Genomic DNA, 25,731 nt, shown 5'->3' with positions numbered 1-25,731 from the left:
AACGCGATGAAACGTCGGATATTCATGGCGGTGGGCGCCGCGGCCGGCCTGCTCGGGGCGTCCGCATCGGCACGGGCAAACGCGATCTGGGTTACGGTCTCGGGTTCCGACAACCGCTATCGCCTGAAGATGCCGCTGGGGTACCGCTACCTGCAGGTGCCCACGCACAGCGGCACGGTCAACTCCTATGTCTACATGCAGCCGGACAAGCTGACCCTCGAGCTGGTCGACGTGGTGCTCGCGACCCACAATCAGATTCCGACCGGCGCCGCGCTCACGAAGGCCCTCGAAGAGGCGCAGGGCGGCATGATGAAGAGCTGGCCGGGGAGTACGGTGCAGGAGCAGCGCCAGATCGAGACCGGGCCGCTCACCGGACGCGAGTTCGTCCTGTCGGTCCCGGGCAACCGCTTCGTTCGGGCACGGCTCTATCTCACTGCGGACGCAGTCTATTCGCAGGTCGCGCAGGGGCCGGCGGCAGAACTCGGCAGCGCTCTCGTCGTGCAGTTCTTCGAGTCACTCCGGTTCGGTTAGCGGCGCGCGAGCGGACGAGTGATGGAGGCGCGAGGGCGGAACTTTCGCGACCATAAATCGTTCTGTGTCTTATGCGGGAGTGCCGCACACACCTGATCTCAAATCTTCGGAGCCATCCCATGCGCAGCGCCTCACCGCTCGTCGCTCTTGTGTGTATCGCGTTGAGCGGGCCCGTGTGGGCGCAGGGGCACGGGAACGATAAAGGTGGGCCTGACCGGGGTGCCGATCAGGGGAAAGGTCATGGTCAGGGCCGCGGGCAGGGAAATGCCCAGGCCTCGCAGCAGGTCAACATCGTGGTGACCGACGGCGATCGAAGCGCCGTGCGCACCTATTACCGAAACGAGTTCGCCGCCGGCAACTGCCCGCCGGGCCTCGCGAAAAAGAACAACGGTTGTCTGCCGCCAGGGCAGGCGAAGAAACTGTGGACGGTCGGCCAGCCGCTGCCGCCGGCGCTGGTCTTCTATCCACTGCCCGCTGTCCTGCTCTCGACCCTCACGCCACCGCCGCCCGGCTATCAATATGTACGGGTGGACGACGACGTGCTGCTGATGATCACGGCGACCAGGATCATCACGAGTCTCGTGGCGAACCTCGGCGGCTGACAGACGTCGTCGGAGCATGGCCGCCGAGGGGCGAGGTGCATCCCGTCTCGTCGGAACCGTGCCGGTATGCGATCCGGTGACGCCTCCGTGCTAGAATCGATTTCATGAAGGCCTGTACTCCCGGTCCCGTTCCGCCTTCCGGCGGCGGGACGTACCCCAACTCGTTCCCGCCGCTGGCCGAGGGCGTGCTGGACTATGCCGTCTACATGCTCGATCCGGCCGGCAACGTCGTAAGCTGGAACAGCGGCGCGGAGCGCTTCAAGGGCTACACCGCGGCCGAGATCGTCGGCAGCCATTTCTCGCGCTTCTATGCCGAGGAGGATCGTCGCTCCGGCCTGCCGGCGCGGGCGCTCGACCTCGCGCTCCGCGAGGGCCGGTTCGAGAACGAGGGTTGGCGCGTGCGCAAGGACGGCACGCGCTTCTGGGCGCATGTGGTCATGGAGCCGATCCGCGGTCCGGACGGCACGCTGCTGGGCTTCGCCAAGGTCACGCGCGATCTCACCCGGCGGCGGGAGGCCGACGAGCAGTTGCGCCGCAGCCAGGAGGAAACCCGCCTGCTGGTGCAGAGCGTCACCGATTACGGCATCTACATGCTCGACCCCGAAGGCAACGTCGAGACATGGAACGCCGGCGCCCAGCGCATCAAGGGCTATACGGCCGAGGAGATCGTCGGCCAGCACTTCTCGCGTTTCTACACCGAGGAGGACCGCGCCACCGGCGAGCCGCAACGGGCGCTGGCGACGGCGGTGCAGGAGGGCCGCTTCGAGAAGGAGGGTTGGCGCGTGCGCCGCGACGGCACGCGCTTCTGGGCCAGCGTCGTCATCGATCCGGTGCGCGGGCCGGACGGCGCGCTGCTGGGTTTCGCCAAGGTCACGCGCGACATCACCGAGCGGCGCGACGCCCAGATCGAGCTGGAGCGCGCGCGCGAGGCGCTGTTCCAGTCGCAGAAGATGGAGGCGATCGGCCAGCTCACCGGCGGCGTCGCGCACGACTTCAACAACCTGCTGACCGCCGTGATCGGCAGCCTCGAACTGGTGCGCAAGCGCCTGCCGCCGGACGAGAAGAACCTGCTGCTGATCGACAATGCCATGCAGGCGGCGCGCCGCGGCGCCACCCTGACGCAGCGCATGCTGGCCTTCGCGCGACGGCAGGAGCTCGACCCCGAACTGGCTTCGGTCGCCGAGCTCGTGGCCGGCATGACGACGCTGTTCGACCACACGCTCGGTCCCTCGATCGTGCTCGACGTCGATTGTCCGCCATCGCTGGCGCCGGTCCGGGTCGACGTCAACCAGCTCGAGATGGCGTTGCTCAACCTCGTGGTCAACGCGCGCGATGCCATGCCGCGCGGCGGCACGATCGGCATCGCCGCGAGCGAGGTTGAAGCCGGGCCGACCTCGCCCGTCCCGCTGCCGGCGGGACGCTACGTGCGCCTCTCGGTGCGCGACCAGGGGCACGGCATGGACGCGACCACGCTGGCGCGCGCGACCGAGCCTTTCTTCACGACCAAGGGCGTGGGCAAGGGCACCGGCCTCGGCCTCTCGATGGTGCACGGCCTCGCCGAGCAGTTGGGCGGCCGCTTGCAGCTCGAGAGCGCGCCGGGCGCCGGCACGACCGCGTCGCTGTGGGTCCCGGTGGCCGGGGGCGCCGATGTCCCGTCGCAGCGTTCCCCGTCGGCGTCGGCGCTGGAAGCGACGTCGCTTCATATCCTCGCGGTCGACGACGATGCGCTGATCCTCGTGAACACGGCCGCCATGCTGGAGGATCTCGGCCATGAGGTCACCACCGCCTATTCCGGTCCCGAGGCGCTGGCGGCGCTTTCGCGCATGGAGCGGGTCGATCTCGTCGTCACCGACCAGGCGATGCCGGGCATGACCGGGACCGAACTGATCGCCGAGATCCGGCGCGCGCGCCCCGATCTGCCGATCCTGCTGGCCACCGGTTACGCCGAGCTGCCCAACGGCGAAGGGGCGGACATCCCGCGGCTCAACAAACCGTTCCTGCAGGCCCATCTCGGCCAGGCGATTGCCGATGTGATGCGGGACCGCAACCGGTCGTCCTGAGCACGGCGAAGGACTTTACGGAACGACCGAAGGACTGTGTCGCGAGGGTGGATCTTCGCCGCGCTCAGGATGAGACGCTGCTGCGCCCCACCTTGGGCTCGGTGCCGGCGAGCAGGCGCGCGATGTTGGCGCGGTGGAGTGCGAGCACGTAGAGGCCGCCGGCGATGACCAGCAGACGAGAGGGCAGCGGCTCGGGCAGCAGGCAGACGAGGAGCGCAGCCGTCACCGCGGCCAGCATCGAGGCGAGCGACACGATCCGCACGAGCGCCAGCACGGCGAGGAATACGGCCGCCGCGCCGACGCCGACCGGCCACGAAAGGGCGAGCAATACGCCCAGACCGGTCGCCGCCGATTTGCCGCCGGTGAACCCCAGCCAGATCGATCGGCTGTGTCCCAGCAGCACCGCGAGGCCGCACAGGCACACGGCCCAGGGCAACCACGCCGCCGGCGCCTGTAGCCAGGGAAAGAGCCAGCGCGCCAGCAGGATCGCCGCAACACCCTTCAGCACATCGACGACAAGCACCGCCAGCGCCGGTCCCTTGCCCAGCGTGCGCAGCACGTTGGTTGCACCGGTCGAGCCGGACCCGTGTTTGCGAATGTCGATGCCCCTGAGTAGCCTGCCCGCCAGATAGCCCGTGGGTATGGAGCCCAGGAGATAGGCGAAAGCGACGCCTGCGATCCCGAAGAGCGAAATGAAAAGCGGCGATGTCGCGTCGTGCAGCGGAAGGCTCCTTCGAATGCGTTCCGATTGTAGTGCACAAAGTCGCGACCCCGCGCCATCTGCTTGCTGCTTTCACTCCACCTGAACTAGTGTTCCGCCCGCAAGATCAAGGGGCGCCAAGGCCCTGGGTCAGGGAGGATAGAAGTATGCGTACACCGACTCGTCGCGGGCTCATCGTTGCGGGTGCGGGCGCTCTCGCGGCGCCGGCTCTTTTCGCCACCTCGTCGCGGGCGCAGGGCGCGTTCCCGAACAAGCCGATTCGCATCCTCGTGCCCTATCCGGCGGGCGGACAGACCGACGGTATTGCGCGCGTCTACGGTGAATATCTCGGGCGCAAGCTCGGCACCTCGGTGGTGGTCGAGAACAAGGGCGGCGCCGGCGGCACGATCGGCGTGGCCGAGGTCAAGCGCGCGCCCCCGGACGGCTACACCATCCTCTGCACCATCTCCTCGTCGCTGATCCAGAACCGGGTCACGGTGAAGGACCTGCCCTACGATCCGGAGAAGGACTTCACCTATCTCACCATGACGACCAGCCTGGGCGGTCCCGTCGTGGCGGCCGAGAAGACCGGCGCGACCAACCTCAAGCAGTTCCTCGACTACGCCAAGAAGGTCGACAAGCTGAACTTCGGCGCCTACGGGCCCGGCTCGACGCCGCAGATGCTGATCGAGACGATGGCGCGCCAGTACGGGTTCAAGGTCGAGGTCGTGCAGTATCGCGGCGAGGCGGCGATGTTCGCCGACGTGGCGGCCCAGCAGCTCGACGGCGCGGCGGGAAGTCCGGCCGGTGCGGCGGCGGTGATCGCTTCCGGCAAGGGCAAGGCCATCGCCATGATGGGCGACCGTCTGCCGGCCTTTCCCGGCGTCGAGACGATGGTCGAGCAGGGTGCCGTCGGCGGCTTCTACGAGACGCGCGCCTTCGCCGTCTTCGCCGTTCCGGCCGCGACGCCCAAGGACATCGTCAAGAAGCTTTCCGACACGCTGATCGAGGCCGGCACCGACGAGAAGGTGAAGGCGCTGATGGCCAACTTCCTGATCGTGGGCCCGCTCAGCTTCGAGGAGACCAACAAGGTCTTCCAGCGCGACAGCAAGATCATGCTCCAAGTGATGAAGGAGATTGGTATCAAGGCGGAGTAATGTCCGAGCGAAGCTCGTCCTTACTTCGCCCGTGAGCGTCAGGAGCGACGCTCGCTGCTGCACCACGACTCAAGAGGAAATCACGACCATGTCCTTCACCGTAACCAGCGACAGCTTCAAGGAAGGCGCGACCCTCGGCATGGAGCACATCCTGTCGGCCGAGTACGGCTTCGGCTGCGGCGGCGGCAACAAGTCGCCGCACCTGCGCTGGTCGGGTGCGCCCGAGGGCACCAAGAGCTTCGCGGTGCACTGCTTCGATCCCGACGCGCCGACCGGCTCGGGCTTCTGGCACTGGGTGGTGGTCAACATTCCCGCCGGCACGACCGAGCTGGCGCTCGACGCCGGCAACCCGAAGGCCGGCCTTCTCCCGAAAGGCGCGCTGCAGACCCGCACCGACTTCGGCGCCCCGGGCTATGGCGGCCCGTGCCCGCCGCAGGGCCACGGCCCGCACCGCTACGTGTTCACGGTGTTCGCGGTGAAGGAGGAGAGCCTGCCGGTGAATGCCGACACGTCGGCGGCGATCGTCGGCTTCCAGCTGCATTTCAATACCTTGGCCAAGGCCGCGCTGACGGGGACTTTCGAGCGAAAGTAGGCCGCGCCGCGCTCGACGCCTCACGGCTCAGTCCGGCGCCTGGAGGACCGTGACCTCCAGCGCCGTCCTGGCGCCATGCAACAGGGTGTTGCGTGCAATGTATTGCGGCAGCCCGTAGCCCTCGTAGCTCAGGAATCCGTCGGCGACCGAGACCGCGAGAAGCGCCGGGCGACTGGCGATGGCGAGTTCCAGCGTGTCGCCCGCATGCAGCGCGGCGGCGGTCGGAGTCATGTTGACGATCAGGTCGACCGGCTCGCCGGGAACGAGCGGGGTCTTGATCCTGTCATCGATGGCCTGCTCGGCCCTGGTCGAGAATTCCGGCATGACCTGCCGCGTCGCGGCGCGCTGATTTCCCATCGACAGGCAATGCCGCGTCCCATCGCGATCGATGCGATCGAGGCGCACGGTTACATGCGTGTCGATCTCGGTGCTGGCGAGACCAAGGCGAAGACGGGCCGGTCCGACCAGTTCCATGTCGGCCGGCACCCTCCACGCGAAGCGCAGTACGTGGGGCATGACGCTATCGGTGCCCGGCACGAGGCCCGGAACCTGCGGCACGGCCAGCCAGTGGCTCTCGGCTTCGGCAACCGGCTCGACCTCGAGAGTGCCAGTCACGGCGGGATGGAGCGCAAGCGTGCGGGAGGCCGGGGGCGGGAAATCCACCGCCGTGCCCCAGGCCGCTTCTCCCTCGCCCGCGCCATCGCGCCACCAGCGAACGGCTGGCTGTCGATCGTAGCCGTTGTCGATCCCCTTCACGACATGGTCGAAGAAGGCCAGTGCCTCGAGTTGCCAGGAGTAGGCGGGAAGCTCGTACTCGGCCGGCCCGATGATCAGCCATTTGCGGTCGACCGGTGTGCCGGCATTCTGGAAGAGATCGTAGGCGCCGAACTGGTGCAGCGAGATGTTGCCCCGGTTCTGCACGACGACGAAGGGCACGTCGATCTGCGACAGGCGGCGAAACGAGCCCTCGTCGGTCCGGTTGTTCGGATCGGTATCGGTATCGGTGAAGAAGGCGACGAGGTTTTCCAGGGCGCGCGGGATGGGCCGGTTCTTCTTGAAGCCCTGCATGACGGAATCGATGCGCGGCCGTATCAGATTCCAGACGAATGGCCGGTTGACGACGTGACTGAGGAGGGCGCGCAGGACCGGGGGAACGTAGAGCTTGACGCCCTTGGCCGTGAAGTTCGCGCCGGTCCACAGGCCGAAGAACTCTATGTTCGGATATCCGGCGTAGCGAAAGACGTGCCGGCGAAAGTCGGTGCAGATCTCGTTGCAGAAGAACGCCTTCAGCGCCGGCGGTCGATGCGCGGCGACGGTCGGCTGGTTCATGCCGTAGTAGGATGTGCCGAAAAGGCAGACATCGCCGCTGGACCAGTCCTGCTCGCCCGCCCAGGCGACGCAGGCGAGATGATCCTGCACCTCGGATTCGGCGTGCCAGTGCCGCAACTCGCCTTCGGAACGCCCGACGCCCCGCGCCGTCACGACGACCTGGACATAGCCTCGGGCGGTGATGACCGGCGGCGACCCGATCTCGTTGGTGCCTTTGGGCACGCCGATCGAGTGCAGGTCCCGATTGTAGGCCGAGAACTGCACGATCGCCGGATACCGGCCGGGCTTGCGCGGCAAATACACGTCCGCCGACAGCTTCGTTCCGTCCTTCATCGGGATCATGACATCGGCCAGCAGCCGGCACCCCAGGTCCTGCTCGGCGACCTTGCCCGGTTTCCAGCCGGCCAGTTGCAGGTGGTTGAGACGGCCCTTGAGGGGAATCAGATTGTCGAGCCAGGTCGTCATGGTCTTGTTCCGTCAGTTCTCGGATTTGCCTTCCTCGGCGAGGAGCTTGAACAGCCTCGCCATTGCCTCCGCCGCCTTGGGGCGCAGCGTCGAACCGCCAAGGGCGAGATTGAGCACCGACAAGCCGACCCCCAGAGCGTGGACCAGCGCCACGGTCCTGGCGTCGGCAGCGATGCCGATGCGGTCGGCTGCTGCGGCAACCTCGCCCCGTATGCCGCGCGTCAGCCGCTCGAAGATCGCCCTCGCATCGGCGTCCTGACTGGCCGCCAGGGCAAAGGAGATGAGGACACGGCTGTTCTCCGCCTTCTCGAAGGCGGCCCCCATCGCATCCGCCAGCTTTCGGGGACTTGTCGACGCGCCGCGCATCGCAAGCTCCACGCCCTCCAGCTGGTCGCTCGCGGTGCGATCCAGGACCGCGGCCAGCAGGGCCTGCCGCGTTGGAAAATAATAGGTCAGGTGGCTTTGCGAGACGCGGGCAGCTTTCGCCACGCGCGGCTGGGTCAGGCCGGCAAGCCCGTGTTCGCGGATCAGCGCGATGGCTGCCACCAGCAGGCGTTCTCGAACGGCGATCTCGACGGGTGACATGCCAAGAGCCCTGGTTGGTATACCTACCAATTTAGGACAAGGATGGTTTCGGACGCAAGTCCTCGGTCGTGAACTGGCGAGGCGCTAAGGTCGGACCTTGGATCGGATCGCTCTAGCGTTCATCCAGCGGCGGAAAAGCCCACTTCCCGTTCCGGATCGGCAGGAACGAGCCGTCGTCCACGCCGACCTCCTCGGCGATGCGCTCGTTCGTTACCTGGTTGAGCGCCAGGACGAGGTCGCCGTTCTTCTTGGGATCGAGCGCCAGGTTGGTCATCTCGTCGGGATCGGCCTGCAGGTCGTAGACCTCGAGGTCGTTCTTCGCGACCAGCTCCTCCATCGTCTTCGGCGTGTTGAAGGCGAGAGGCGAGAAATAGCGCGAGAAGCGGTAGCGGCCGTCGAAGATGCTGCGGATCGACGTCCGGCTCCGGAAGTCCGGCGGATGCCCCGTTAGCATCGCCTCCTGCTGCGCCGGGGGCTTCGTCCTGTAGGTGCGCGTGTCGATCGTCATCGCGGCCCAGCTTGGATCCGCATAGGACAGCATGTCGAAGTTGAAGAGAGCCGCCGGCCGCACGGCCTTCTCTCCCGCGGCGTCCGGGTCGCGCAGCAGCGCGGAGAAGTCTTTGCCCGGTAATCCCTCGCCGGCCCGGGCGCGGGCGGCGCCGTCCTTGCCGGTGAGTGCCAGGATCGTCGGCGTGAGGTCGAGCTGTGAGGTCAGCGCCCGGCACTGCTTGCCGCCCGCGAGAGCCGGATGGACGATCATGAGGGGCAGGTGGTTCTGTTCCCGGTACGCGGTCGTGCCCTTGCCGCGCATCTGATGGCTGCCGCCCAACTCGCCATGATCCGCCGTGAACACGACGATCGTGGTCTGCGCCATGCCGTTGTCTTCGAGCGCCTGCATCAGGCGCTCCACCTTGCGGTCGCAGTCGCGGATGGCGTTGAAGTAGTAGTTGCGCAGGGCGCGCCAGCGCCGGTCCTCGTCCGGCCAGGCGCCCACCAGCAGGTCGATGGATTGCTGGTAGTAGAGGTGCGCCTTCGGCCGCCCCGGCGCGTCGAGCGGCTGGTGGCGGCTCGCGGGGAGCGGCACGCCGTCCCAGGTCGCGCGGTAGAGTTCGTCGTCCGGGGCGCGGGCGATCCCGAACGCGTGGCGCTTGCCCTGGATGTTCTCGTTGCCGATGTCGGAGTCGAAATACATCGTATCGTGCGGGTTGACGAAATTGACGGCGAGGTACCAGGGCTGGCCCTTGGTGCGCAGCGCCTGGGCTTCCGTGCGCAGCCACGAGATCGACGTCGCCAGCGTGCCGTCGTCGTAGGAATAGCCGCCCAGGGTTCCGTCGATCATGTCGCCGATGCCGAAGAAGTCCTGGAAGCCGTAGGACTGCAGGGTCTTGCGGTAGTCGAGCAGCGGCGCGTCGACCGGCTTGTCGTTGAGATCGAGGTTGGCCGAGAGATGCCACTTGCCCTGATAGGCGGCGTGATAGCCCAGCTCGGCAAGACGGTGGCCGATCGTCTTGATCTTCGTCGAGAGGTCGCGTTGCCAGATGGAGTTGAGGTTGTCGGCGATGCCGGTGTGCTGGATGTGCTGGCCGGTATAGACGACCGAGCGCGCCGAGGAGCAGACGCACGAAGCTGCCTGGTGATTGAGGAAGGTGACGGCCTTCTTCTTGATCGCCTCGCGCCCCGGCACCGGGAACGGCCAGGTCGGGAAGAAATGCTCCTGGTCGACCAGCACGAAGAGGATGTTGTAGCCGGACGGCATCGCGGCGTTGGCGGGAGCGGCTGGAGAAGTGGCCGGCCCCTGAGCCTGCGCGACGCCTCCGGCCAGCAGGGTCGTGCCCAGCAGGGCCGCGCCGGATGTCATGGCCATGCGGCGCGACGGGAGAGACGAGTCGTCCTGGGGCATCGTCATCCTCCTGTGTGGCCGATCCTGATGCTACGCAGATCGGGCGGCCGATTGCATGCGAATTGAGTTCGGTGTTCGCGCACGAGGACGGATCGGCGCCTGTTCGCCGGCGCGTTGGGAACCCAAGTTCAGAGTCGGTGGAGAGGGGGGATGGCGCTCCGCCCCGTCAAGACGCCGGGACCGATGTGTTCCGGGTGCCCGCGGGCACTCATGTCGATAAATTAGTAGAATATCGACATGATTTTGCGATCTGTCGACTGCATCGACATGTACTCAACCCATTGTAATAAAAGGGTTTCCTCCTGACGTAGATGGCGCCCATCCGGAATATGTCGACAATATCCGAATATATCGACATAATTTCCGCCGTTGGCGACTCGACACCTCCGGAACACGGACACAGCAGAGAAGATCAACGGGATGGGCTTTTCTCCTGCCAAGCCCTTCAACGACCTGCCGGAGTTACCTCCCCAGCTCGAAATCGAGACGAAACCCGTGCTCAAGGCGTGCATCGAAGCACGCGCCGCGCTCGCCGAACTGAAGGCAGCGGGTCAACTCATTCCTAATCAAGCCGTGTTGATCAACTCGATTCCCATTCTGGAAGCCCAGGCGAGTTCCGAGATCGAAAACATCGTCACGACCACCGATCGGCTCTTCCGCTTCGCCAACGAGAACGACAACCGAGCCGATCCCGCGACGAAGGAAGCACTCAGGTATCGGAAGGCCCTCAATGAGGCCTTTCATATGCTCAAGGCGCGACCTGTCTCGACGACCCTGGCGATTGAGGTTTGCCGCACCATCAAGGGGACCGAGCTGGATGTTCGCTCCACGCCCGGCACGGCTCTCATGAACGATGCTACGCAGAAGACCATCTACATGCCGCCAGAGGGACGCGACCTTCTCCTGCGGAAATTGTCGAACTGGGAGCGCTACATTCACGACGCCGAGGATGTCGATCCTTTGGTCAGGATGGCCGTCATGCACTATCAGTTCGAGGCCATTCATCCCTTCACCGACGGCAACGGAAGAACGGGCCGCGTCCTGAACATCCTGTTCCTGGTGGAAAAGGAACTGATCGAAATTCCGGTCCTGTATCTCAGCCGATACATCATCCTGAACAAGGCCGACTACTATCGACTGCTTCTTCAGGTCACGACCCACGGCCAGTGGGAAGAGTGGATTCTCTTCATGCTGGAGGCCGTGCGAACCACGGCGCAGTGGACGACCTCCAAGGTCAGAGCCATTCGAGGATTGATCGACAGGACCGCGGAAAAGATCCGCAACCAAAGACCCAAGATCTATTCGCGGGAGCTGGCCGAGATCGTGTTCGTCCAGCCCTATTGCCGGATTGGGGATCTCGTCGAAGCCAACATCGCGAAACGCCAGTCCGCTTCGGTGTACCTGAAGGCATTGACCCAGATCGGGATCCTGGAAGAGCGCGAAGTCGGGCGTGAGAAACTCTTCATCAATCCGGAACTCCTGCAGCTTCTTTCGGAGCCTTCACGTCCCACCTGAGGTGCGACTGCGTGGCAACACCCCGCGGCGCGCCCGGACGGTGCCTGGCCGGGCGGCTCGTAACAAGGCCGCAGCCTGACGCTTATGGGCCGGCCTCTCGCCCGGCCGCCAAATCCCCCTTTCGTTCGGGCGAGGCGCCCGCCATAAGACGGGATGGGGGAGGGCCGATCGACGGCCTTCGTGTTCGACAGGGAAATGAAATGGCCGGGCTGTTGGGGGATCGCGGGACACAGGTCCGCAGGCTCGTCGTGGCGGGGGCGGCGGGGATGCTGCTGTCGGCCTGCGCGAGCGGCGACAGCACCTCCTACCAGGAGCAGGCGCTGCGGGCGTCGGAGGGCGGCGACCTCAAGGCGGCGACCAGCCTGGCGCAGAAGGAGGTCGAGAAATACTCGGCCTCCGACCAGTGCTCCTCCACCACCAACTACAATTGCGGCACCCTGGCGCTCGCCTATAGCAGCCTGGCCGAGTACCAGATCCGCAGCGGCAACCTGGCGGCCGGCGAGCGCAGCTTCGACCGCGCCAAGGGCGCGCTCCAGATGGTGCCGAAGGACAACAAGCCCAGCGCCACCGGCATGGTCTATCGCGACGTGTCCGAGGCCTTCTGGAAGGCCGGCGACAGACGGCGCGCCATTGCCGTCTTCAAGGAAGGCACGACCCGCGGTGCCGACGAGTGGCTCTACACCACCTCCGCCGCCAAGGCCGTCGCCCAGCAGGAAGGCCGCCCCGCATCCGCCGGCGCTGCGGGCGCGCCGGGTATGCCCGCCGCGCCGGGCGCCCCGGTTCCCCTCGGCCCGGCGGTCACGCCGGCCGCGGCGAGCGAGCCCGACACGATGGTGAAGCCGACCCAGGTCAACGATCCGGCGACCGGCGATCCGGCAATCAACGATCCGATGCGCGGCCGGGCGCCGAGTTCGGCCGAGCCGGCGCCCGCACCGCTGGCGCCGAGCCCGCTCACGCCGACCCCGCTGCAGAGATCGCGCTGAGGCGCACGCGCCGTCGGGAGGGAAGGACGCCGCAGGCATCCCCAAGGGAGTAGGTAGGCAATGAAGGATTGGTTGTTGGCCGGTGGGATCAGTCTCGTCGCGGCCGTCGCGGCCGCTCTTGCGTTCGGGGCGTGGAAGAACAGCGACTTCGTCGACGGCCAGAGCGATCGGCTGACGATGGAGGGAACGTTCGTCAACGGCTTCTACGATCAGGGTGACAACAAGGGCATCCCGGATGTCGGCTTCATCGCGTTGCCGAACAAGCACGTCACGGCCGTGCGAAAGCTGGACGATCGCGTGATCTATGATGCGTCCTACACGACCGGACCCGATCATTTCCGCGTCGTTCCCAAGGTCGAGAACGCCCAGCGCTGCGTCCTGCTGTTCGGCGATTCGTTCACGTTCGGCGAGGGCGTGAACGACGACGAGACCACGGCGGCCCAGATCGTTGCCAAGAGCAAGGGACAGGTCGAGGTCAAGAGCCTGGGGATCGGCGGCTGGGGACCGCACCAGTTCCTGTCCGGCCTCCAGTCCGGCCGCTTTCAGAAGGCGATCACCTGCAAGCCGACCGATGCGGTCTATCTGTTCATCCCCGCCCATACGGCCCGGGCGGCGGGACGCGGCAAATGGGACAGGTTCGGTCCGCGTTTCGTGCTGGACGACAAAGGGCGGGCGGTGCGTGACGGAAACTTCAATACCGTCGGCAAGAGCTGGCGCGAGCTGGTCGGGTTCAATCGCCTGACCGAAAGCGAGGAGGAGGAGCTGGCGGCGGCGATCATCATCGAAGCCTCGCGCGAACTGGAGCGCCTCTATCCCGGCATTCGGTTCCACGTCTTCACCTGGGACGGCGTCACCGCCGGCGTGATCGATCGCCTGAAACAGAACGGCGTGCGCGTGCACACGATCCGCCAGATCATTCCCGACTATACCGACGCCTACCTGATCGCCCCGCCGTTCGAATATCACCCGACGCCGGCCGCCTACCAGCGGGTCGCCGACTACCTGTTGACGCTGCTGAAGTAGCGGGGCGCGGGCATCGGATCGCAGCGCAAGCTTCCCCGTAAGGGGGGAGGCCTTGAAGGCTTCGATTGCTCGAACACCTCGTGGCGCTCTCGGACATTGCTGCGCAATGTCCTGACGCTTGGGGAGCTCAGCGCGGGCCAAGCCAGGCTTGGCCCGCGCTGAGCTCACACCTGTGCCAGGCCGCCGTCGACGAAGACCTCGCCGCCGGTCATGAAGCTCGAGTCGGAGGAGGCGAGGAACGCCGCCACGGCGCCCGTCTCCGACGGCTCGCCGATGCGGCCGAGCGGCGTGGAGGCGCCGATCGCTTCGAAGGCTTCCTTGCCCACCACCTCGAGCGCCAGATCGGTCCGGGTCGGTCCCGGCGACAGCACGTTGACGCGGATGCCGGTGCCCTTCAGGTCGAGCGCCCAGCTGCGCGCCAGGTTGCGGACGGCGGCCTTGGTCGCGCTGTAGATGCTGAACTGCGGCGTGCCCATTTCGCCGGTGGTCGAGCCGGTGAGGATGATCGAGCCGCCGGCCTTCATCAGCGGCAGGCCCTTCTGCACCGAGAAGATCAGGCCCTTCACGTTGACGTCGAAGATCTGGTCGTACTGCTCGGGCGTGATCGCGCCCAGCGGGGCGAAGGCGCCGGTGCCGGCATTGGCGAACAGGATGTCGAGCCCGCCGCGCTCTGTCTTCACCGTCTCGTACAGCCGGTCGAGATCGGCCATCTCGGTCACCGAGCCGCGCACGGCGCGCGCCGACGTGCCGAGCTTCGCCACGGCGGCGTCGAGCTGTTCCTGTCGTCTTCCGAAGAGATAGACGAACGCGCCTTCCTCGACGAAGCGCTGCGCGGCGCCCAGCCCGATGCCGGTGCCGCCGCCCGTGATCACCGCCGTCTTTCCTTTGAGTCTGCTCATCCTGTGCTCCTGCGTTTGAGGTTGCACAGAGCTGGAGGCGTACCCACCTAAGGACAAGTATGCACCTTTTGGTAAGTACCTAAAAATGTCAGACCATGATTCGCCGCGGGTCCCGACCTGCACCCCGACCCTGCCGGGCTTCACCTGCGGCCTCGACGCGACGCTGCGGGTGATCGCCGGCAAGTGGAAGCCGCTGATCCTCTACTTCCTGGCCCAGGGCGGCCCGACCCGCTACGGCGAGCTGCGCCGCGCCATGCGCGACGTGAGCGACAAGATGCTGATCCAGCAGCTCAAGGAGCTGACGGCCGACGGCCTCGTCAAACGGACCGACTACCGGGAGGTCCCGCCGCGGGTCGACTATGCCCTGACCCCACTGGGCGAGAGCCTCGCCCAGGCCCTGGTGCCGCTCTGCACCTGGGGCACGGACAACCTCGCCGAGGTGACGCGCGTCTTCGCGCAGCGCGCGGCCGAGCGGGACACGGCAAGCGAGACGATGGAAAGGTGAGGCTCCAGGCGCGCCCCAGAGTGTCGGTTGTCGCATCCCGGCCTGGGCTGCAGCGACAACGCTCACATGGTACTGTTCAACATGCGTAGCCATTCGCACAGTGACCGGCTGCATCTGGCCCTCGCCCGTGCTGCCGCCGCCAAGCTGCGGCAGCAGCCGGACCTGTTCACGAAGGTGCGGCGGCAACTTACCAGGTGGCGTGCGAACCTTGACGGCACGCAGGCGGGAACGCGTCCCTATCTGGAGCGGTGGGAGGCGCTTGCCGCGCTGGGGCCCGAAGCGATGATCTCGCAGGTGCTGGAAACGTCGGAGCAGGCAACGGCCATGAGGCAGACGGCGCCTTTTGCCGGCGTCCTGACCTCTCAGGAGCGCATGGCCATCATCCGGGCTTTGAGGGCCGGCAATGAACCGCGCGGCGCTTGAGCATCTGATACGCGCCGCATCGGCGATTACGCAGGAGCGCGATCTGGTGATCGTCGGCAGCCAGGCGATTCTGGGCACGATGCCGATGGCACCGACGGTGGCGCCCGAACTTTGCGTTTCCCGGGAAGCGGATATTTACCCAATGCAGCGGCCCGAACTTGCAGACCTGATCGATGGGGCGATCGGTTATGGGTCTGCCTTCGACGAACAGTTTGGCTACTACGCAGACGGCGTTGGCCCGGAGACGGCAGTATTGCCGAAATGCTGGCAGACGCGGCTCGTGAAAGTCGAGAACGAGAATACGGGCGGCGGCATTGGTGGTGCCTCGATGTTCACGACTTTGCCGTTGCCAAGCTCGCGGCCGGACGTGAGAAGGACCTCGCGTTCGTCGAAGCCATGTTGACGCACGGGATCGTCGGCGTCGCCCTCCTACGCGAACGCGTTGCCGCGACTGCGCTTCAGCCGGAGAGGCGCGAACTTGTTCAGGCGTGGCTTGGGGGCGGCAGTAAGTTGCTCCGCATGAGGCTTTCGCGCGACGCCCCCAGCTACTACCCCACCTTCTTCGCCGGCGGCGGGGACCAGGTGCCGTCGATGATCGAGGGCGGGGTCTCGGTGGGCCAGTAGAGGCGCAGCATCAGCTGGAACTTGCCCTTGGGCGCGGGCAGCCAGTTCGACTCCTTGTCGGCGCCGGGCGATTCGTTCTGGATGTAGAGGTCGGTCGAGCCGTCGGCATTGGCCTTCAGCTTCTGCCGTGCGCTGATCGAGTAGCGGTTGATCGGGTTCGCCACGAAGAAGAAGTCGGCGTCGTACATGGTGAGCGACCAGAAGCCCTTGACCGGCGGCAGCTGGCCCTTGGGAAAGCGCATCACGTACTTGTTCGCGCCGTCATAGTCGCGCCCGTCGGCATCCTTCAGCGACATCGGATAGATCGCGTCCTGCGGGCGGTTGGCGCCGAGACCGATCGCCGTGACCAGCGCGCGGTTGAGATAGTCTGTGCCGTAGATCCCGGTGACCGTGTCGTAGAGCCAGCCGTTCACGTTCTTCACCGCCTTGCCGACCTTGAGCTGCAGCATGATGCGGTCGAAGGCGATGTGCGGGATGCGCGCGGCGAAGTCGGCGTTGAGCTTCGTCTTGTCGAAGTCCTGGCCGGGCACCAGGCCGATGCGGGCGAAGCGCGCGACGGTGGCGGCGTCGGCCGCCACCGGCGGGTTGGTCTTCATCAGCTCGGCCAGCAGCGTGAAGTAGGAGACGGCATCGAGCGCGTTCACCTGCTCGCGCACCGCCGTCTTCATGTCGACCGCGGGATCGACCGTGCCGGGAGCGGGCGTGTAGTCCTTGCCCCAGGCGCTGAGCGGCACCAGCCTGCACTGGTCCTGGAGCGCATGGACAGCGGCGTAATCCTCCGGCGTGCCGGTGCAGTAGATGCGGCCCAGCATCCAGACCAGGCTGGTCGGCGACTTGTATTCCTTCACGCCGGCGGGAAGCGTGCCCTTCCAGCCGGGGCCGGTGATGGCATAGGTCTGCGCGCCCGTGCCGGTGGTGCGCGCGCCGGGCGACTGGAACACGGTGGTCCAGCCGTCGAGCAGCGGGAACAGGTAGTAGCGGCCCTTCATGTCGGGCAGGCTGAGCACCCACGGCTCCTTGCCGACATCGGCCCAGGCGATCGTGTAGAGCGTGTCGGCATTGGGCGCGGTGACGTCGCGGAAGGCGGCGCTGGGATATTCGCCGATGCGGGCGAATTGCCCCATCGGCGCGCGCGTGCCGGCGGGGGCGGCGACGTTGGTCATGATCCGCCGCGTCATCTCCATGGTGACCAGCGGGTAGCCGTAGACGTAGGCATCGGTGGCCAGCCAGAACTCCTCGAGACCGCCGAGCACCGGCACGCCTTCCTGGGCGCGCGCGCCGGAGGCCGGCAGCAAGCCGCCCAGCGCCGAGAGCGTGCCGGCGAGACCGCCCCGGGTGGCGTTGCGACGATTGATGGCCATGATCGAACCTCTTCCTTCAGAACCGGAAACTCGCGCCCAGGACCGGGCCGTAGAAGACCTCGTTGAGGCCGAAGGCGGTGGCGCCGCTGCCGCTGTTGTAGTTGACGCCCAGCGCGCGGAAGCCCAGCAGCGCCGCGATCTGGTAGCCGCTGAACTGCCAGTCGTAGGAATAGACGGCGATCGCCTGCCAGCTCAGCGAGTTCTGCAGGTTGAAGCCGCCGATGTCGCCGCGCACCGTGATCGTCTGGTTGGGCGCGAGCTGATGGCGCAGGCGCAGGCCGACCAGCGGATCGACCCACGCCGTGGTGCCGCTGTCGGCCAGCGCGAAGCCGGCGCTTCGGCTCAGGTTGAAGCGCGTCGTGTCGGCGGTGATCAGCGCATCGAAGGTGCCGGTGAGGTTGATGTTCCAGTAGCGGAAGCCGCCCACCGCTTCGAGCCTGGTCGAGCCGCCGCCCTCACCGCCCCAGCGCGCCAACTCGTAGACGCCGCCCAACTCGACGATGAACATCTGCATCGTGAGCGCCGCGTTGGCCGTGGCGCTGAGCTTCAGGCCGGGAAGGGGATTGCGATAGGCGGCCTGGCTGGTGGTGAAGCCCATCTTGGTGAAGACGAAGTCGGCATAGACGCCGAGCGGTCCCTTGTCGGCCTCCAGATAGCCCATGTAGCCGATCAGCGAATCGCTCTTCTGCAGCAGGTCGATGAAGCTCGCATTGGTGTCGACCGTCTGGCCGTGCGACGTGGTACTGCCGCTCACGCTGATCAGCCAGCCGTAGGTCGCGGCCTGGAAACGCCAGGCATCGGGATCCGCCGTCGCGGTGTCGGCGGCCGCCGGCTCCGCCATCGCAACGCCCGCGCAGGCGAAGACACCCCCAACGACGAGCGCAGCGGCCGCCAACTTCAGATTCAACGAGGCTTCTCCGGCCATTTCGGGAGCACGATTCTTCCCGCGCGGTGTGCCAAAGCGCCTCGCGGGACGCCATGACAGTTTGCGCCAAAAGTGTAAGCATCCCCGGCAAGGTGACCCGTCTCGCAACATCCGAAGAAGCCGGTCCGTCAGGCCGCTTCAATGCCTCGGCCGGCCGTACCATGCGTGTCGGGCCGATGATGGGGCTGGAGGCGCTGCTGGCGCGCCACGGCGTCGGCCTGGCGCCGCTGTTGGCCGAATCCGGCCTGCCGCCCGACTGTTTCGGCGATCCGGACAATCGCTGGCCGGTCGACCGGCTGCTCGATCTCGTGGCGCGCGCGGGGGAGCGGACCGACTGTCCGCATCTGGGCCTGCTGCTCGCCGGGCCCTTCGACCCCGCGGCCCTCGGCGAACCGCTCGCCCGGCTGCTGGGCGGCGCGCTCTCCATCGAGCGGGCGCTGCGCGGGCTGACGATGAACCTGCACCTGAACGGCGAGGCGCTGGTGCCGGCGCTGAGCGTCGGCGCCGACGGCGCCTGCTTCAGCATCACGCCCTATGCCTGGCACCGGCGCGGCACCCTGCATCTCGAGGATTTCGCGCTGGCCGCCGCGACCAACATCCTGCGCCTGCTGGGCGGTGCGAAATGGACGCCGCTGCGTGTCACCTTCGCCCATCGCGAACCGGTCGATCGCCGGCCCTACGAGGCGTTCTTCAAGGCGCCGCTCGTCTTCGGCGCGCCCCAGAGCGCGGTGCAGTTCGATCCCGGCTGGCTGCCGCGGCGGCCCCAGTCGACGCCGCCGGGACTGGCCGCGCCGCCATCGCCGCCCGCAGCCGGCGAGGAGCTCGACCTCGTGGTCCGCGCCCGCCGGGCCATCATCCGGGGGATGGCGCAGGGCATCGTGGGCGTCGATGCCGTCGCCTCGGCCACCGGCCTCAGCCGGCGCACGCTCAACCGCCGTTTCGCCGAGCGCGGCACCTCGATCCGCGACCTGGTCGCCGAGGTCCGCCTCCAGATCGCCCGGCAGCTGATGCGCGACACCGACCTCACCGTCGCCGATATCGCCGCCACCCTCTGTTATTCCGACGTCGCCGCTTTTTCGCGCGCTTTCCGCGGCAGGATGGGCCTGTCTCCGGCGGCGTGGCGGCAACAGGCAACTCCGCCGGGGTGAGTGCGTTGATGCGCAAGGAACCGAACGCCGGAGGATAGGATGTTGATGGGTATGTCTGCGAGGCTCGCGATCGTAGCCGGTATCGGCCTTGCGGCCGCGGCTTGCCAGAACGATGCCTATGGTCCGCCGACCGGCGCCTATCAGCCCGCGCCGGCCTATTACAACAACGGCTACGCGCCGCCGCCGCCGCGTTACGCCTACGCCCAGCCGGCGCCCAACTACTATCAGAACCAGCCGGCCTATAACCCGTACCAGCAGGGCCAGGGCCGCTACAATCAGGCCGACGGCCGCCGCTATACGAACGTGACCGTCACCAACCGCGGTCAGAACGGCTATCAGGACCAAGTGGTGCAGCAGCAGGTCGTCTGCGGCAGCCAGTATTACGACGGCTACCGCACCCGCACGGCGCCCTACTGCTGATCAAGCCTGACGCGACCGGCTGGTCGCGGGAAAAGATCCCTCGCGGTCAGCCGGCTACCGGAACAATGCGTCGCAAGGGCTTCCTCGCGCTGTGCCTGTCGTTCGCGGGCGCGGCGCTCGTGCGCCCGGTATCCGCGCAGGCGCCGGCGATCAAATTCCCCAACAGACCCATCACGATTCTCGTCGGTGAGGCGCGCGGCGAACCCATCGACGCGACCGCGCGCACGGTCGCTCCGGCGCTGTCGAAGCTGCTGCGCCAGCCCGTCTTGGTCGAGAACCGTCCCGGCGCGGGCGGGCTGACCGCGCAGACCGCCGCCGCCAAGGCGCGGCCGGATGGCTATACGCTGGTGCTGGCCGGAACGACCGGCCTGGCGCTGGCGCCGCGCCTGGCCGCCAAGGCGCCCTATACGGTGGACGACTTCGCGGGCCTCGGCTCGGTGTCGGACACGCCGCTGGTGATCGAAGTGCCGGCCTCGAGCCGCTTCCAGAGCTTCGCCGAGCTGGCGGCTCATGCGAAGGCCCATCCTGAGGCGGTGCGGATCGGGCATGCCGGCAACGGCACGACCAGCCACATCGCGATCCTGCGGATGCAGCAGAGGCTCGAGGCGAAGTTCACCGTCGTCGCCTACAAGAGCTCGGCCGCCGCCGTCGCTGCCCTGCAGGCCGGCGGCGTCGATGTCCTCGTCGACCCGATCCCCAGCTCGATCGCCAGGATCCACGCCGGCGCGGTCAAGCCGCTGGCGGTGACCAGCCTGAAGCGCGCCGCCGATCTGCCCGAGACGCCGAGCCTCGACGAGCTGCGCCTCAAGGGCTTCGAGACCGTCACCAATCTGGGCCTGCTCGCGCCCGCCAAGACGCCGCCCGCCACGGTCACGACCCTGGCCGACGCGCTGCAGAAGGCGCTCGACGATCCGGCGGTCCAGGCCAAGCTGAAGAGCCTCGGCAGCGCACCGCGCCCGATGAGCCCCGATGCGTACGACGCCCTCCTGAAGCAGGAGGACACCGCCGCGGCGCAGATGATCAAGGACGGGCTGCTGAAGGCGGAGTAGGGCCTTCGCTTCGGTTGAGACGACGGGTAATTGGCCGAACGCGATTGCTCTGCCCGACGACGCATGGGCTGGGCAAGAGGTTGAGCACAGCCGAGCAAGAAGGGCCGGTGGCGGGAAACTGAACCGTCAGCGGCCGCTCCGCCCAAACGTCGCTTATGCTACGCTCCACCTCGCATGGAGGGAGTATGCGAGGCGCCTCATTGATCAATTCGTGCCATCGGCTTATCGAATGGGTCGACCGCCCATCGGTGCTCCTCCGGCTGGCCATCGCTTTCATTGCCGCGTGTGCGATCTTCTTCTCGCAGGTTTCCACTCTCGACCAGGTGCCGCCCGACTATGTCGACAAGGGTATGTATTGCCTCCACACTCTGGGCCACACCCTGACCATGGCGATGTTTCGAAGCCTGTTCCCCTGGCTGGTCGCCGCACAGATCGCCGGCGTCGTGCTCATCGCGCTGCGGATCGTGCCGCTTATCTGGATCCCGCTCATGGTGTTGCCGCTGTTCTGGGGCGGGCTGGTCGGCGCCTGTCCTTAGTCCCAAGTCGCCCTCAGTTGGGGCGGCCCATCATGGATGAGGCGACGCGCACAGCGCAGGCCCTGAGTTCTTGCTTGCTGTGAGGGATCTCGGCCATCTGCAGACAGAAGAGGTTCGCGGTCGTCAGGTATCCGATCTCCGTGCGAACACGGACACCACGCCAAGGGTCCGGATCGTCGTGCGCGCCACTACGCCGGCTCGCGCTGGCTTCTATCTCAAGAAGCTCCGACCGCAGCCGTTCCTTTACGTCGAGCAGGGAGAGCCAGACGATCTTCTGCACGAAGTTGAAGCGACAATTCCAGACAGGTTGATTCTGCTCGAAGTAGACGTACGAGCTGTCCCAATCAAAGACGCCACTACCGTGAACCAGCGCTCCGTCGGCACTGCGGTAGAGGCCCGAAAGGACACTTGTGTTGCCCGCATGCAGGTCCAGGGCCCTGGCCCTTGCTGACAATTCTTGATCTGAAGCGCGCTTGGCGTCGTCCGCCCACGTATTGAAGGGCACGTCCGAAAGATCAGCCTGTTTGCCGATGACGTCGCCGATGACCAGCGTGGCCGTCGCCGGGACACCTTGTGGCAGTATCCGGATCGGCCGTCGGGTGTCGCGGCCAAGCGCCTTTACCTGCTCCTCGAACTGTGACCTGAGGGCTGGGGCGCATGTGGCATCCGGCGGTTGAAATCCGCGCTGCAGGAGCGTCAATGATGTCGTGAAATCCGGCTCGGCTGCGACCTTCGGGAAATCCCTCTTGGCGATGAGTGGCTGCATCGCCGCTTCCGTCTGGTCGGCGATCTCGTCGGCCACCTTCATGACCTCAGGCTCAAGCGCGAGAGCCGGGGGTGCGCCACCCGCAACGATCAAGAGAGTCAGCAACAGCAAACGTGAAATGACCATCGGGAGCCCTCCGGCTCATCCATTTATCGGATGAAGCAGTGTGATTATCAATTCCTGGTGGCGCGGCCCGAGCCCATTAGCGAACTCCCCCAGTCGTCCGGCACGATCGGCGCGGCAGCGTGGCTCGCTGATTGAGTGCGCTATCGTGAGACTGCTAAACACCATTCCTTGTCATCGCGTCAGAAGAAGGCACGCCAATGAAAAACAGCCCACGAATCATCATCAACTCCGACGTGCTCGCACCCGCGGCCATGGCGCTGCTCGAGGCACGCGGCGCCGAGGTGCGGATGTTGCCGACGCGGGCGACCGAGGCCGAGATGACCGCTGCGGTGGCGGAGGCGCCGACCCACGCGATCCTGGTGCGCACGACGAAGATAACGCCGGCTGTGTATGACGCCGCGCCGGACCTGCGGGTCGTGTCCAAGCATGGCGTCGGCTACGACAATATCGATGTCGCGGCGGCCAGCGCGCGCGGCATCGCGGTGTTGCGCACGCACGGCGCCAATGCCCGCTCGGTGGCCGAGCTGGCGCTGGGCATGATGATCTCGGTGCTGCGCTACATGGTGCCGTTCGACACGGCGCTGAAGCAGGGCACCTGGCCGCAATCGGCCTTCATGGGCCGCGAACTGTCGGGCTCGAAGCTCGGCATCGTCGGCTGTGGCGCCGTCGGCTCCTCGCTGGTCGCGCTCTGCCGCCCGTTCGATCTCGAGATTCGGATCTACGATCCCTATCTCGCGCCGGACGCGATCCCCGAGGGCGTAACCCGCGTCGATGTCCTCGACGAGCTGCTGGAATGGGCCGACATCGTGAGCCTGCATTGTCCGCTGACGGAAGAGACCGACCGCATGATCGACGCGGCGGCGCTCGGCCGCATGCGCAAGGGCACGTTCCTGGTGAATGCCGGCCGCGGCCCGCTGGTCGACGACGTGGCGCTGGTCGCCGCGCTGGAGAGCGGCCATCTCGCCGGCGCCGCGCTCGACACCTTCGTCGTCGAGCCGCCCGATCCGAACCATCCGCTGTGGAGGCAGAAGAACGTGGTCTTCACGCCCCATATCGGCGGCTCGACCCGCCAGTCGCTGGAGCGGGTCGCCGTGCAGGCGGTCGAGAACATCTTCTACGTGCTCGACGGCGTCCCGCTGCCGGCGAAGTGCGTGGTGGAGTGAGAGCGGCCCGCCTGCGCGCGTCGCACACAACCTCATCCTGACGAGGCCCGAAGGGCCGTCTCGACGGATGGCGTCAGGCGCGGTGCTCGTTCGACCCTTCGAGACGCAGCCTGCGGCCGCTCAGGGTGAGGGCGGGTCAGCCCACGTCCGGCATCTTCTGCAGCAGCTTGTCGAGCGTGATCGGGTAGTCGCGGACGCGGACGCCGGTGGCGTTGTAGATCGCGTTGGCGATGGCGGCGGCGACGCCGCAGATGCCGAGTTCGCCGACGCCCTTGGCCTTCATCGGCGAGGACATCGGATCGGTCTCGTCGAGGAAGATCACCTCCTGGTGCGGGATGTCGGCATGGACCGGCACCTCGTAGCCCACGAGGTCGTGGTTGACGAAGAAGCCGTGGCGCGTGTCGACCGCCAGCTCCTCGATCAGCGCCGCGCCCGCGCCCATGGTCATGGCGCCGATCACCTGGCTGCGCGCCGACTTCGGGTTGAGGATGCGGCCCGAGGCGCAGACCGCCAGCATGCGCCGGATCCGCACCTCGGCCGTGGCGGCATCGACGCCGACCTCGACGAAATGGCCGCCGAAGGTCGAAAGCTGGGCCTGCTTGTCGAGGCCACCGAACTCGATCGAATCCTCGGCCACCAGCTCACCCGCCTTGGCCGCGTCGGCCAGCGCAATGCTGCGCTCGCCCGAGCGGACATGGCCATCCGCAAACTGCGCGTCGGCGGCGTTGAGGCCGAGCTTGCCCGTCACCGCCTCGCGCAGCTTCACGCAGGCGGCATAGACGCCGGCGGTCGCGGAGTTGGCGCCGAACTGGCCGCCCGACCCGGCCGAGACCGGGAAGGAAGAATCGCCAAGCTTCACCACCACCCTGTGCAACGGCACGCCCATCATCTCGGCCGCGGTCTGGGCGATGATCGTGTAGCTGCCGGTGCCGATGTCGGTCATGTCGGTTTCGACGGTGACGGTACCCTTGGCATCGAGGCGCACGCGCGCGCCCGACTTGATCACCGGCGAGCCGCGATAGGCGGCGGCCATGCCGAGTCCGACCAGCCAACGCCCGTCTCGCGCCTGCTTGGGTTGGGCCTTGCGGGCGGTCCAGCCGAATCGCTCGGCGCCGGTGCGCAGGCATTCGGTGAGCTGGCGCTGCGAGAACTTGCGCTGGGGCTTCTCGGGATCGACCTGGGTGTCGTTGCGGATGCGGAACTCGACCGGATCGAGCCCGAGCTTCTCGGCCATCTCGTCCATGGCGATCTCGAGCGCCATCATGCCGGGCGCCTCGCCGGGCGCGCGCATCGAATTGCCCTCGGGCAGGTCGAGCACGGAGAGCCGCATCCGCGTCAGGCGGTTGGCGCCGGCATAGAGCATCCGGGTCTGCAGGATCGCGGTCTCGGGCTTGCCGTCGGGCAGGTCGCCCGACCAGCTGTCATGGCCGATCGCGGTGATCGTGCCGTCCTTCGTCGCGCCGATGCGCAGGCGCTGGATGGTCGCCGGGCGATGGGTGGTGTTGTTGAACATCAGCGGACGCTGCAGCGCCACCTTGACCGGGCGCTTGGCCGCGCGGGCGCCCAGCGCCGCCAGCACCGCATCGGCGCGGACCCACAGCTTGCCGCCGAAGCCGCCGCCGATATAGGGCGACATCAGGTGGATCTTGTCCTTCGAGATGCCCAGCGTCTTGGCCATGTCGCCGACGCTCCAGGCGATCATCTGGTTCGAGGTCCAGAGCGAGAGCCTGTCGCCCTCCCAGGCGGCGATGCTGGCGTGCGGCTCCATCATCGCATGGGCCTGATCTGGCGTGGTGTAGGTGGCGTCGAGCTTGACCGGTGCGGCGGCAAAGGCGCCGTCGAAATCGCCCACGGCACTGTCGGCGGGCTCGTCGTCGGTACCGGCGGGCTTGGCCTTGTCGCGGGACGCGGCGAGGTCGTAGGCGCCCTTGGAAGGCGCATACTCGACCTTGATCAGCTCGGCCGCGTGGCGCGCCTGCTCGAAGGTCTCGGCCACCACCAGCGCGACGGCCTGGTGATAATGCTCGATCTCGGGCCCGCCCAGCAGCTTCGCGGTATTGTACTCGCCCTTGCCGAGCTTGCCGGCGTTCTCGGCGATGACGACGGCCAGCACGCCGGGCGCGGCCTTCGCGGCGGCGATATCCATCGAGGCGATACGGCCCTTGGCGATGGCCGACCCCAGCACATGCCCATAGGCCTGGTTGGGCGCCACGTCGTGACGCTCGTAGGCATAGGGCGCGGTGCCCGTGGTCTTGAGCGGTCCGTCGATGCGGTCGAGCGGCTGGCCGACGATCTTCAGCCGGTCGATGGGGTTGGTGGTCGCGGGCGTGTCGAATTTCATGGC

25 protein-coding genes are annotated in these 25,731 nt (G+C 66.9%); 16 read left to right on the top strand and 9 right to left on the bottom strand.

Annotation, left to right across the window (positions count from 1 at the left end):
- The first annotated feature begins 6 nt into the window (after positions 1-6).
- From ACP15H_RS15800 to ACP15H_RS15790, 3 genes are all read left to right on the top strand, one after another.
- Positions 7-531: a hypothetical protein gene (locus tag ACP15H_RS15800; protein WP_425067140.1), complete on the top strand. Its 525-nt coding sequence runs from the start codon at positions 7-9 to the stop codon at positions 529-531.
- Positions 532-650: 119 nt separating this feature from the next.
- Positions 651-1,133, top strand: coding sequence for a hypothetical protein (locus ACP15H_RS15795; RefSeq protein ID WP_425067139.1), 483 nt, complete (start codon positions 651-653; stop codon positions 1,131-1,133).
- A gap of 104 nt (positions 1,134-1,237) precedes the next feature.
- Complete coding sequence (locus ACP15H_RS15790; RefSeq protein ID WP_425067138.1) at positions 1,238-3,193, top strand: PAS domain S-box protein; 1,956 nt, start codon at positions 1,238-1,240, stop codon at positions 3,191-3,193.
- Between the two features lie 64 nt (positions 3,194-3,257).
- On the opposite strand, the gene plsY is transcribed toward ACP15H_RS15790, so the two are convergent.
- A complete protein-coding gene (plsY, locus tag ACP15H_RS15785; protein WP_425069907.1) occupies positions 3,258-3,887 on the bottom strand; it encodes a glycerol-3-phosphate 1-O-acyltransferase PlsY in 630 nt (209 codons plus the stop codon).
- 173 nt (positions 3,888-4,060) lie between these two features.
- On the opposite strand from plsY, the gene ACP15H_RS15780 reads away from it, so the two are divergent.
- Both ACP15H_RS15780 and ACP15H_RS15775 read left to right on the top strand, forming a co-directional pair.
- A complete protein-coding gene (locus ACP15H_RS15780) occupies positions 4,061-5,050 on the top strand; it encodes a Bug family tripartite tricarboxylate transporter substrate binding protein (protein WP_425067137.1) in 990 nt (329 codons plus the stop codon).
- A gap of 88 nt (positions 5,051-5,138) precedes the next feature.
- Positions 5,139-5,642, top strand: a complete 504-nt coding sequence (locus ACP15H_RS15775) for a YbhB/YbcL family Raf kinase inhibitor-like protein (protein ID WP_425067136.1) — start codon at positions 5,139-5,141, stop codon at positions 5,640-5,642.
- Positions 5,643-5,669: 27 nt separating this feature from the next.
- Here ACP15H_RS15775 and ACP15H_RS15770 read toward each other — a convergent pair whose 3' ends face one another.
- The 3 genes from ACP15H_RS15770 to ACP15H_RS15760 all read right to left on the bottom strand — a co-directional run bounded on the left by ACP15H_RS15770 (position 5,670) and on the right by ACP15H_RS15760 (position 9,921).
- Positions 5,670-7,436: a CocE/NonD family hydrolase gene (locus ACP15H_RS15770; protein ID WP_425067135.1), complete on the bottom strand. Its 1,767-nt coding sequence runs from the start codon at positions 7,434-7,436 to the stop codon at positions 5,670-5,672.
- A gap of 12 nt (positions 7,437-7,448) precedes the next feature.
- Positions 7,449-7,982, bottom strand: coding sequence for a TetR/AcrR family transcriptional regulator (locus ACP15H_RS15765; RefSeq protein WP_425067134.1), 534 nt, complete (start codon positions 7,980-7,982; stop codon positions 7,449-7,451).
- A gap of 151 nt (positions 7,983-8,133) precedes the next feature.
- Positions 8,134-9,921, bottom strand: a complete 1,788-nt coding sequence (locus ACP15H_RS15760) for a sulfatase-like hydrolase/transferase (protein WP_425067133.1) — start codon at positions 9,919-9,921, stop codon at positions 8,134-8,136.
- A gap of 420 nt (positions 9,922-10,341) precedes the next feature.
- On the opposite strand from ACP15H_RS15760, the gene fic reads away from it, so the two are divergent.
- From fic to ACP15H_RS15745, 3 genes are all read left to right on the top strand, one after another.
- Entirely contained in the window at positions 10,342-11,436 is a 1,095-nt protein-coding gene (gene fic / locus ACP15H_RS15755; RefSeq protein ID WP_425067132.1) for a protein adenylyltransferase Fic, read from the top strand.
- A 200-nt stretch (positions 11,437-11,636) separates the two neighbouring features.
- Entirely contained in the window at positions 11,637-12,419 is a 783-nt protein-coding gene (locus tag ACP15H_RS15750) for a hypothetical protein (protein ID WP_425067131.1), read from the top strand.
- 60 nt (positions 12,420-12,479) lie between these two features.
- Positions 12,480-13,442: a hypothetical protein gene (locus ACP15H_RS15745; protein ID WP_425067130.1), complete on the top strand. Its 963-nt coding sequence runs from the start codon at positions 12,480-12,482 to the stop codon at positions 13,440-13,442.
- A gap of 164 nt (positions 13,443-13,606) precedes the next feature.
- Here ACP15H_RS15745 and ACP15H_RS15740 read toward each other — a convergent pair whose 3' ends face one another.
- On the bottom strand, positions 13,607-14,341 hold the full coding sequence (locus tag ACP15H_RS15740; RefSeq protein ID WP_425067129.1) for an SDR family NAD(P)-dependent oxidoreductase: 735 nt from the start codon (positions 14,339-14,341) through the stop codon (positions 13,607-13,609).
- Between the two features lie 85 nt (positions 14,342-14,426).
- Here ACP15H_RS15740 and ACP15H_RS15735 point away from each other — a divergent pair, with 85 nt between their 5' ends.
- From ACP15H_RS15735 to ACP15H_RS15725, 3 genes are all read left to right on the top strand, one after another.
- Entirely contained in the window at positions 14,427-14,846 is a 420-nt protein-coding gene (locus ACP15H_RS15735) for a winged helix-turn-helix transcriptional regulator (RefSeq protein ID WP_425067128.1), read from the top strand.
- Positions 14,847-14,912: 66 nt separating this feature from the next.
- Positions 14,913-15,269: a hypothetical protein gene (locus ACP15H_RS15730; protein ID WP_425067127.1), complete on the top strand. Its 357-nt coding sequence runs from the start codon at positions 14,913-14,915 to the stop codon at positions 15,267-15,269.
- On the top strand, positions 15,250-15,672 hold the full coding sequence (locus tag ACP15H_RS15725) for a hypothetical protein (RefSeq protein WP_425067126.1): 423 nt from the start codon (positions 15,250-15,252) through the stop codon (positions 15,670-15,672). Before ACP15H_RS15730 ends, ACP15H_RS15725 begins: the two co-directional genes overlap by 20 nt.
- 145 nt (positions 15,673-15,817) lie before the next feature.
- Here ACP15H_RS15725 and ACP15H_RS15720 read toward each other — a convergent pair whose 3' ends face one another.
- Positions 15,818-17,254, bottom strand: a complete 1,437-nt coding sequence (locus ACP15H_RS15720; protein ID WP_425067125.1) for a DUF1254 domain-containing protein — start codon at positions 17,252-17,254, stop codon at positions 15,818-15,820.
- A gap of 16 nt (positions 17,255-17,270) precedes the next feature.
- Positions 17,271-18,161, bottom strand: coding sequence for a hypothetical protein (locus ACP15H_RS15715; protein WP_425067124.1), 891 nt, complete (start codon positions 18,159-18,161; stop codon positions 17,271-17,273).
- 110 nt (positions 18,162-18,271) lie between these two features.
- On the opposite strand from ACP15H_RS15715, the gene ACP15H_RS15710 reads away from it, so the two are divergent.
- The 4 genes from ACP15H_RS15710 (at position 18,272) to ACP15H_RS15695 (ending at position 21,332) form a co-directional block, all read left to right on the top strand.
- Positions 18,272-19,327 (top strand): AraC family transcriptional regulator ligand-binding domain-containing protein, encoded by a 1,056-nt coding sequence (locus ACP15H_RS15710; protein ID WP_425067123.1) that lies wholly within the window; start codon positions 18,272-18,274, stop codon positions 19,325-19,327.
- Positions 19,328-19,378: 51 nt separating this feature from the next.
- Positions 19,379-19,747 (top strand): hypothetical protein, encoded by a 369-nt coding sequence (locus ACP15H_RS15705; protein ID WP_425067122.1) that lies wholly within the window; start codon positions 19,379-19,381, stop codon positions 19,745-19,747.
- A 65-nt stretch (positions 19,748-19,812) separates the two neighbouring features.
- Complete coding sequence (locus tag ACP15H_RS15700) at positions 19,813-20,796, top strand: Bug family tripartite tricarboxylate transporter substrate binding protein (RefSeq protein ID WP_425067121.1); 984 nt, start codon at positions 19,813-19,815, stop codon at positions 20,794-20,796.
- Positions 20,797-21,044: 248 nt separating this feature from the next.
- Positions 21,045-21,332, top strand: a complete 288-nt coding sequence (locus tag ACP15H_RS15695; RefSeq protein WP_425067120.1) for a hypothetical protein — start codon at positions 21,045-21,047, stop codon at positions 21,330-21,332.
- Positions 21,333-21,345: 13 nt separating this feature from the next.
- Here ACP15H_RS15695 and ACP15H_RS15690 read toward each other — a convergent pair whose 3' ends face one another.
- A complete protein-coding gene (locus ACP15H_RS15690; RefSeq protein ID WP_425067119.1) occupies positions 21,346-22,224 on the bottom strand; it encodes a hypothetical protein in 879 nt (292 codons plus the stop codon).
- 197 nt (positions 22,225-22,421) lie between these two features.
- Here ACP15H_RS15690 and ACP15H_RS15685 point away from each other — a divergent pair, with 197 nt between their 5' ends.
- The gene (locus ACP15H_RS15685; RefSeq protein WP_425067118.1) at positions 22,422-23,387 is read left to right on the top strand and encodes a hydroxyacid dehydrogenase; all 966 of its coding nucleotides are present in this window, start codon (positions 22,422-22,424) and stop codon (positions 23,385-23,387) included.
- Between the two features lie 136 nt (positions 23,388-23,523).
- On the opposite strand, the gene paoC is transcribed toward ACP15H_RS15685, so the two are convergent.
- Complete coding sequence (paoC, locus tag ACP15H_RS15680; RefSeq protein ID WP_425067117.1) at positions 23,524-25,728, bottom strand: aldehyde oxidoreductase molybdenum-binding subunit PaoC; 2,205 nt, start codon at positions 25,726-25,728, stop codon at positions 23,524-23,526.
- Positions 25,729-25,731: the final 3 nt, after the last annotated feature.

Source organism: Reyranella sp. (assembly GCF_965249915.1).
Lineage (GTDB): Bacteria > Pseudomonadota > Alphaproteobacteria > Reyranellales > Reyranellaceae > Reyranella.
This window is presented reverse-complemented; position numbering and strand designations above follow the sequence as displayed.

Bases quoted from the DNA above. Each gene is read 5' to 3' on its own strand.
- ACP15H_RS15800 (WP_425067140.1), top strand. From the start codon at position 7: ATGAAACGTCGGATATTCATGGCGGTGGGCGCCGCGGCCGGCCTGCTC.
- ACP15H_RS15795 (WP_425067139.1), top strand. From the start codon at position 651: ATGCGCAGCGCCTCACCGCTCGTCGCTCTTGTGTGTATCGCGTTGAGC.
- ACP15H_RS15790 (WP_425067138.1), top strand. From the start codon at position 1,238: ATGAAGGCCTGTACTCCCGGTCCCGTTCCGCCTTCCGGCGGCGGGACG.
- ACP15H_RS15780 (WP_425067137.1), top strand. From the start codon at position 4,061: ATGCGTACACCGACTCGTCGCGGGCTCATCGTTGCGGGTGCGGGCGCT.
- ACP15H_RS15775 (WP_425067136.1), top strand. From the start codon at position 5,139: ATGTCCTTCACCGTAACCAGCGACAGCTTCAAGGAAGGCGCGACCCTC.
- ACP15H_RS15770 (WP_425067135.1), bottom strand. From the start codon at position 7,436: ATGACGACCTGGCTCGACAATCTGATTCCCCTCAAGGGCCGTCTCAAC.
- ACP15H_RS15760 (WP_425067133.1), bottom strand. From the start codon at position 9,921: ATGCCCCAGGACGACTCGTCTCTCCCGTCGCGCCGCATGGCCATGACA.
- fic (WP_425067132.1), top strand. From the start codon at position 10,342: ATGGGCTTTTCTCCTGCCAAGCCCTTCAACGACCTGCCGGAGTTACCT.
- ACP15H_RS15750 (WP_425067131.1), top strand. From the start codon at position 11,637: ATGGCCGGGCTGTTGGGGGATCGCGGGACACAGGTCCGCAGGCTCGTC.
- ACP15H_RS15745 (WP_425067130.1), top strand. From the start codon at position 12,480: ATGAAGGATTGGTTGTTGGCCGGTGGGATCAGTCTCGTCGCGGCCGTC.
- ACP15H_RS15740 (WP_425067129.1), bottom strand. From the start codon at position 14,341: ATGAGCAGACTCAAAGGAAAGACGGCGGTGATCACGGGCGGCGGCACC.
- ACP15H_RS15735 (WP_425067128.1), top strand. From the start codon at position 14,427: ATGTCAGACCATGATTCGCCGCGGGTCCCGACCTGCACCCCGACCCTG.
- ACP15H_RS15730 (WP_425067127.1), top strand. From the start codon at position 14,913: ATGGTACTGTTCAACATGCGTAGCCATTCGCACAGTGACCGGCTGCAT.
- ACP15H_RS15725 (WP_425067126.1), top strand. From the start codon at position 15,250: ATGAACCGCGCGGCGCTTGAGCATCTGATACGCGCCGCATCGGCGATT.
- ACP15H_RS15720 (WP_425067125.1), bottom strand. From the start codon at position 17,254: ATGGCCATCAATCGTCGCAACGCCACCCGGGGCGGTCTCGCCGGCACG.
- ACP15H_RS15705 (WP_425067122.1), top strand. From the start codon at position 19,379: ATGTCTGCGAGGCTCGCGATCGTAGCCGGTATCGGCCTTGCGGCCGCG.
- ACP15H_RS15700 (WP_425067121.1), top strand. From the start codon at position 19,813: ATGCGTCGCAAGGGCTTCCTCGCGCTGTGCCTGTCGTTCGCGGGCGCG.
- ACP15H_RS15690 (WP_425067119.1), bottom strand. From the start codon at position 22,224: ATGGTCATTTCACGTTTGCTGTTGCTGACTCTCTTGATCGTTGCGGGT.
- ACP15H_RS15685 (WP_425067118.1), top strand. From the start codon at position 22,422: ATGAAAAACAGCCCACGAATCATCATCAACTCCGACGTGCTCGCACCC.
- paoC (WP_425067117.1), bottom strand. From the start codon at position 25,728: ATGAAATTCGACACGCCCGCGACCACCAACCCCATCGACCGGCTGAAG.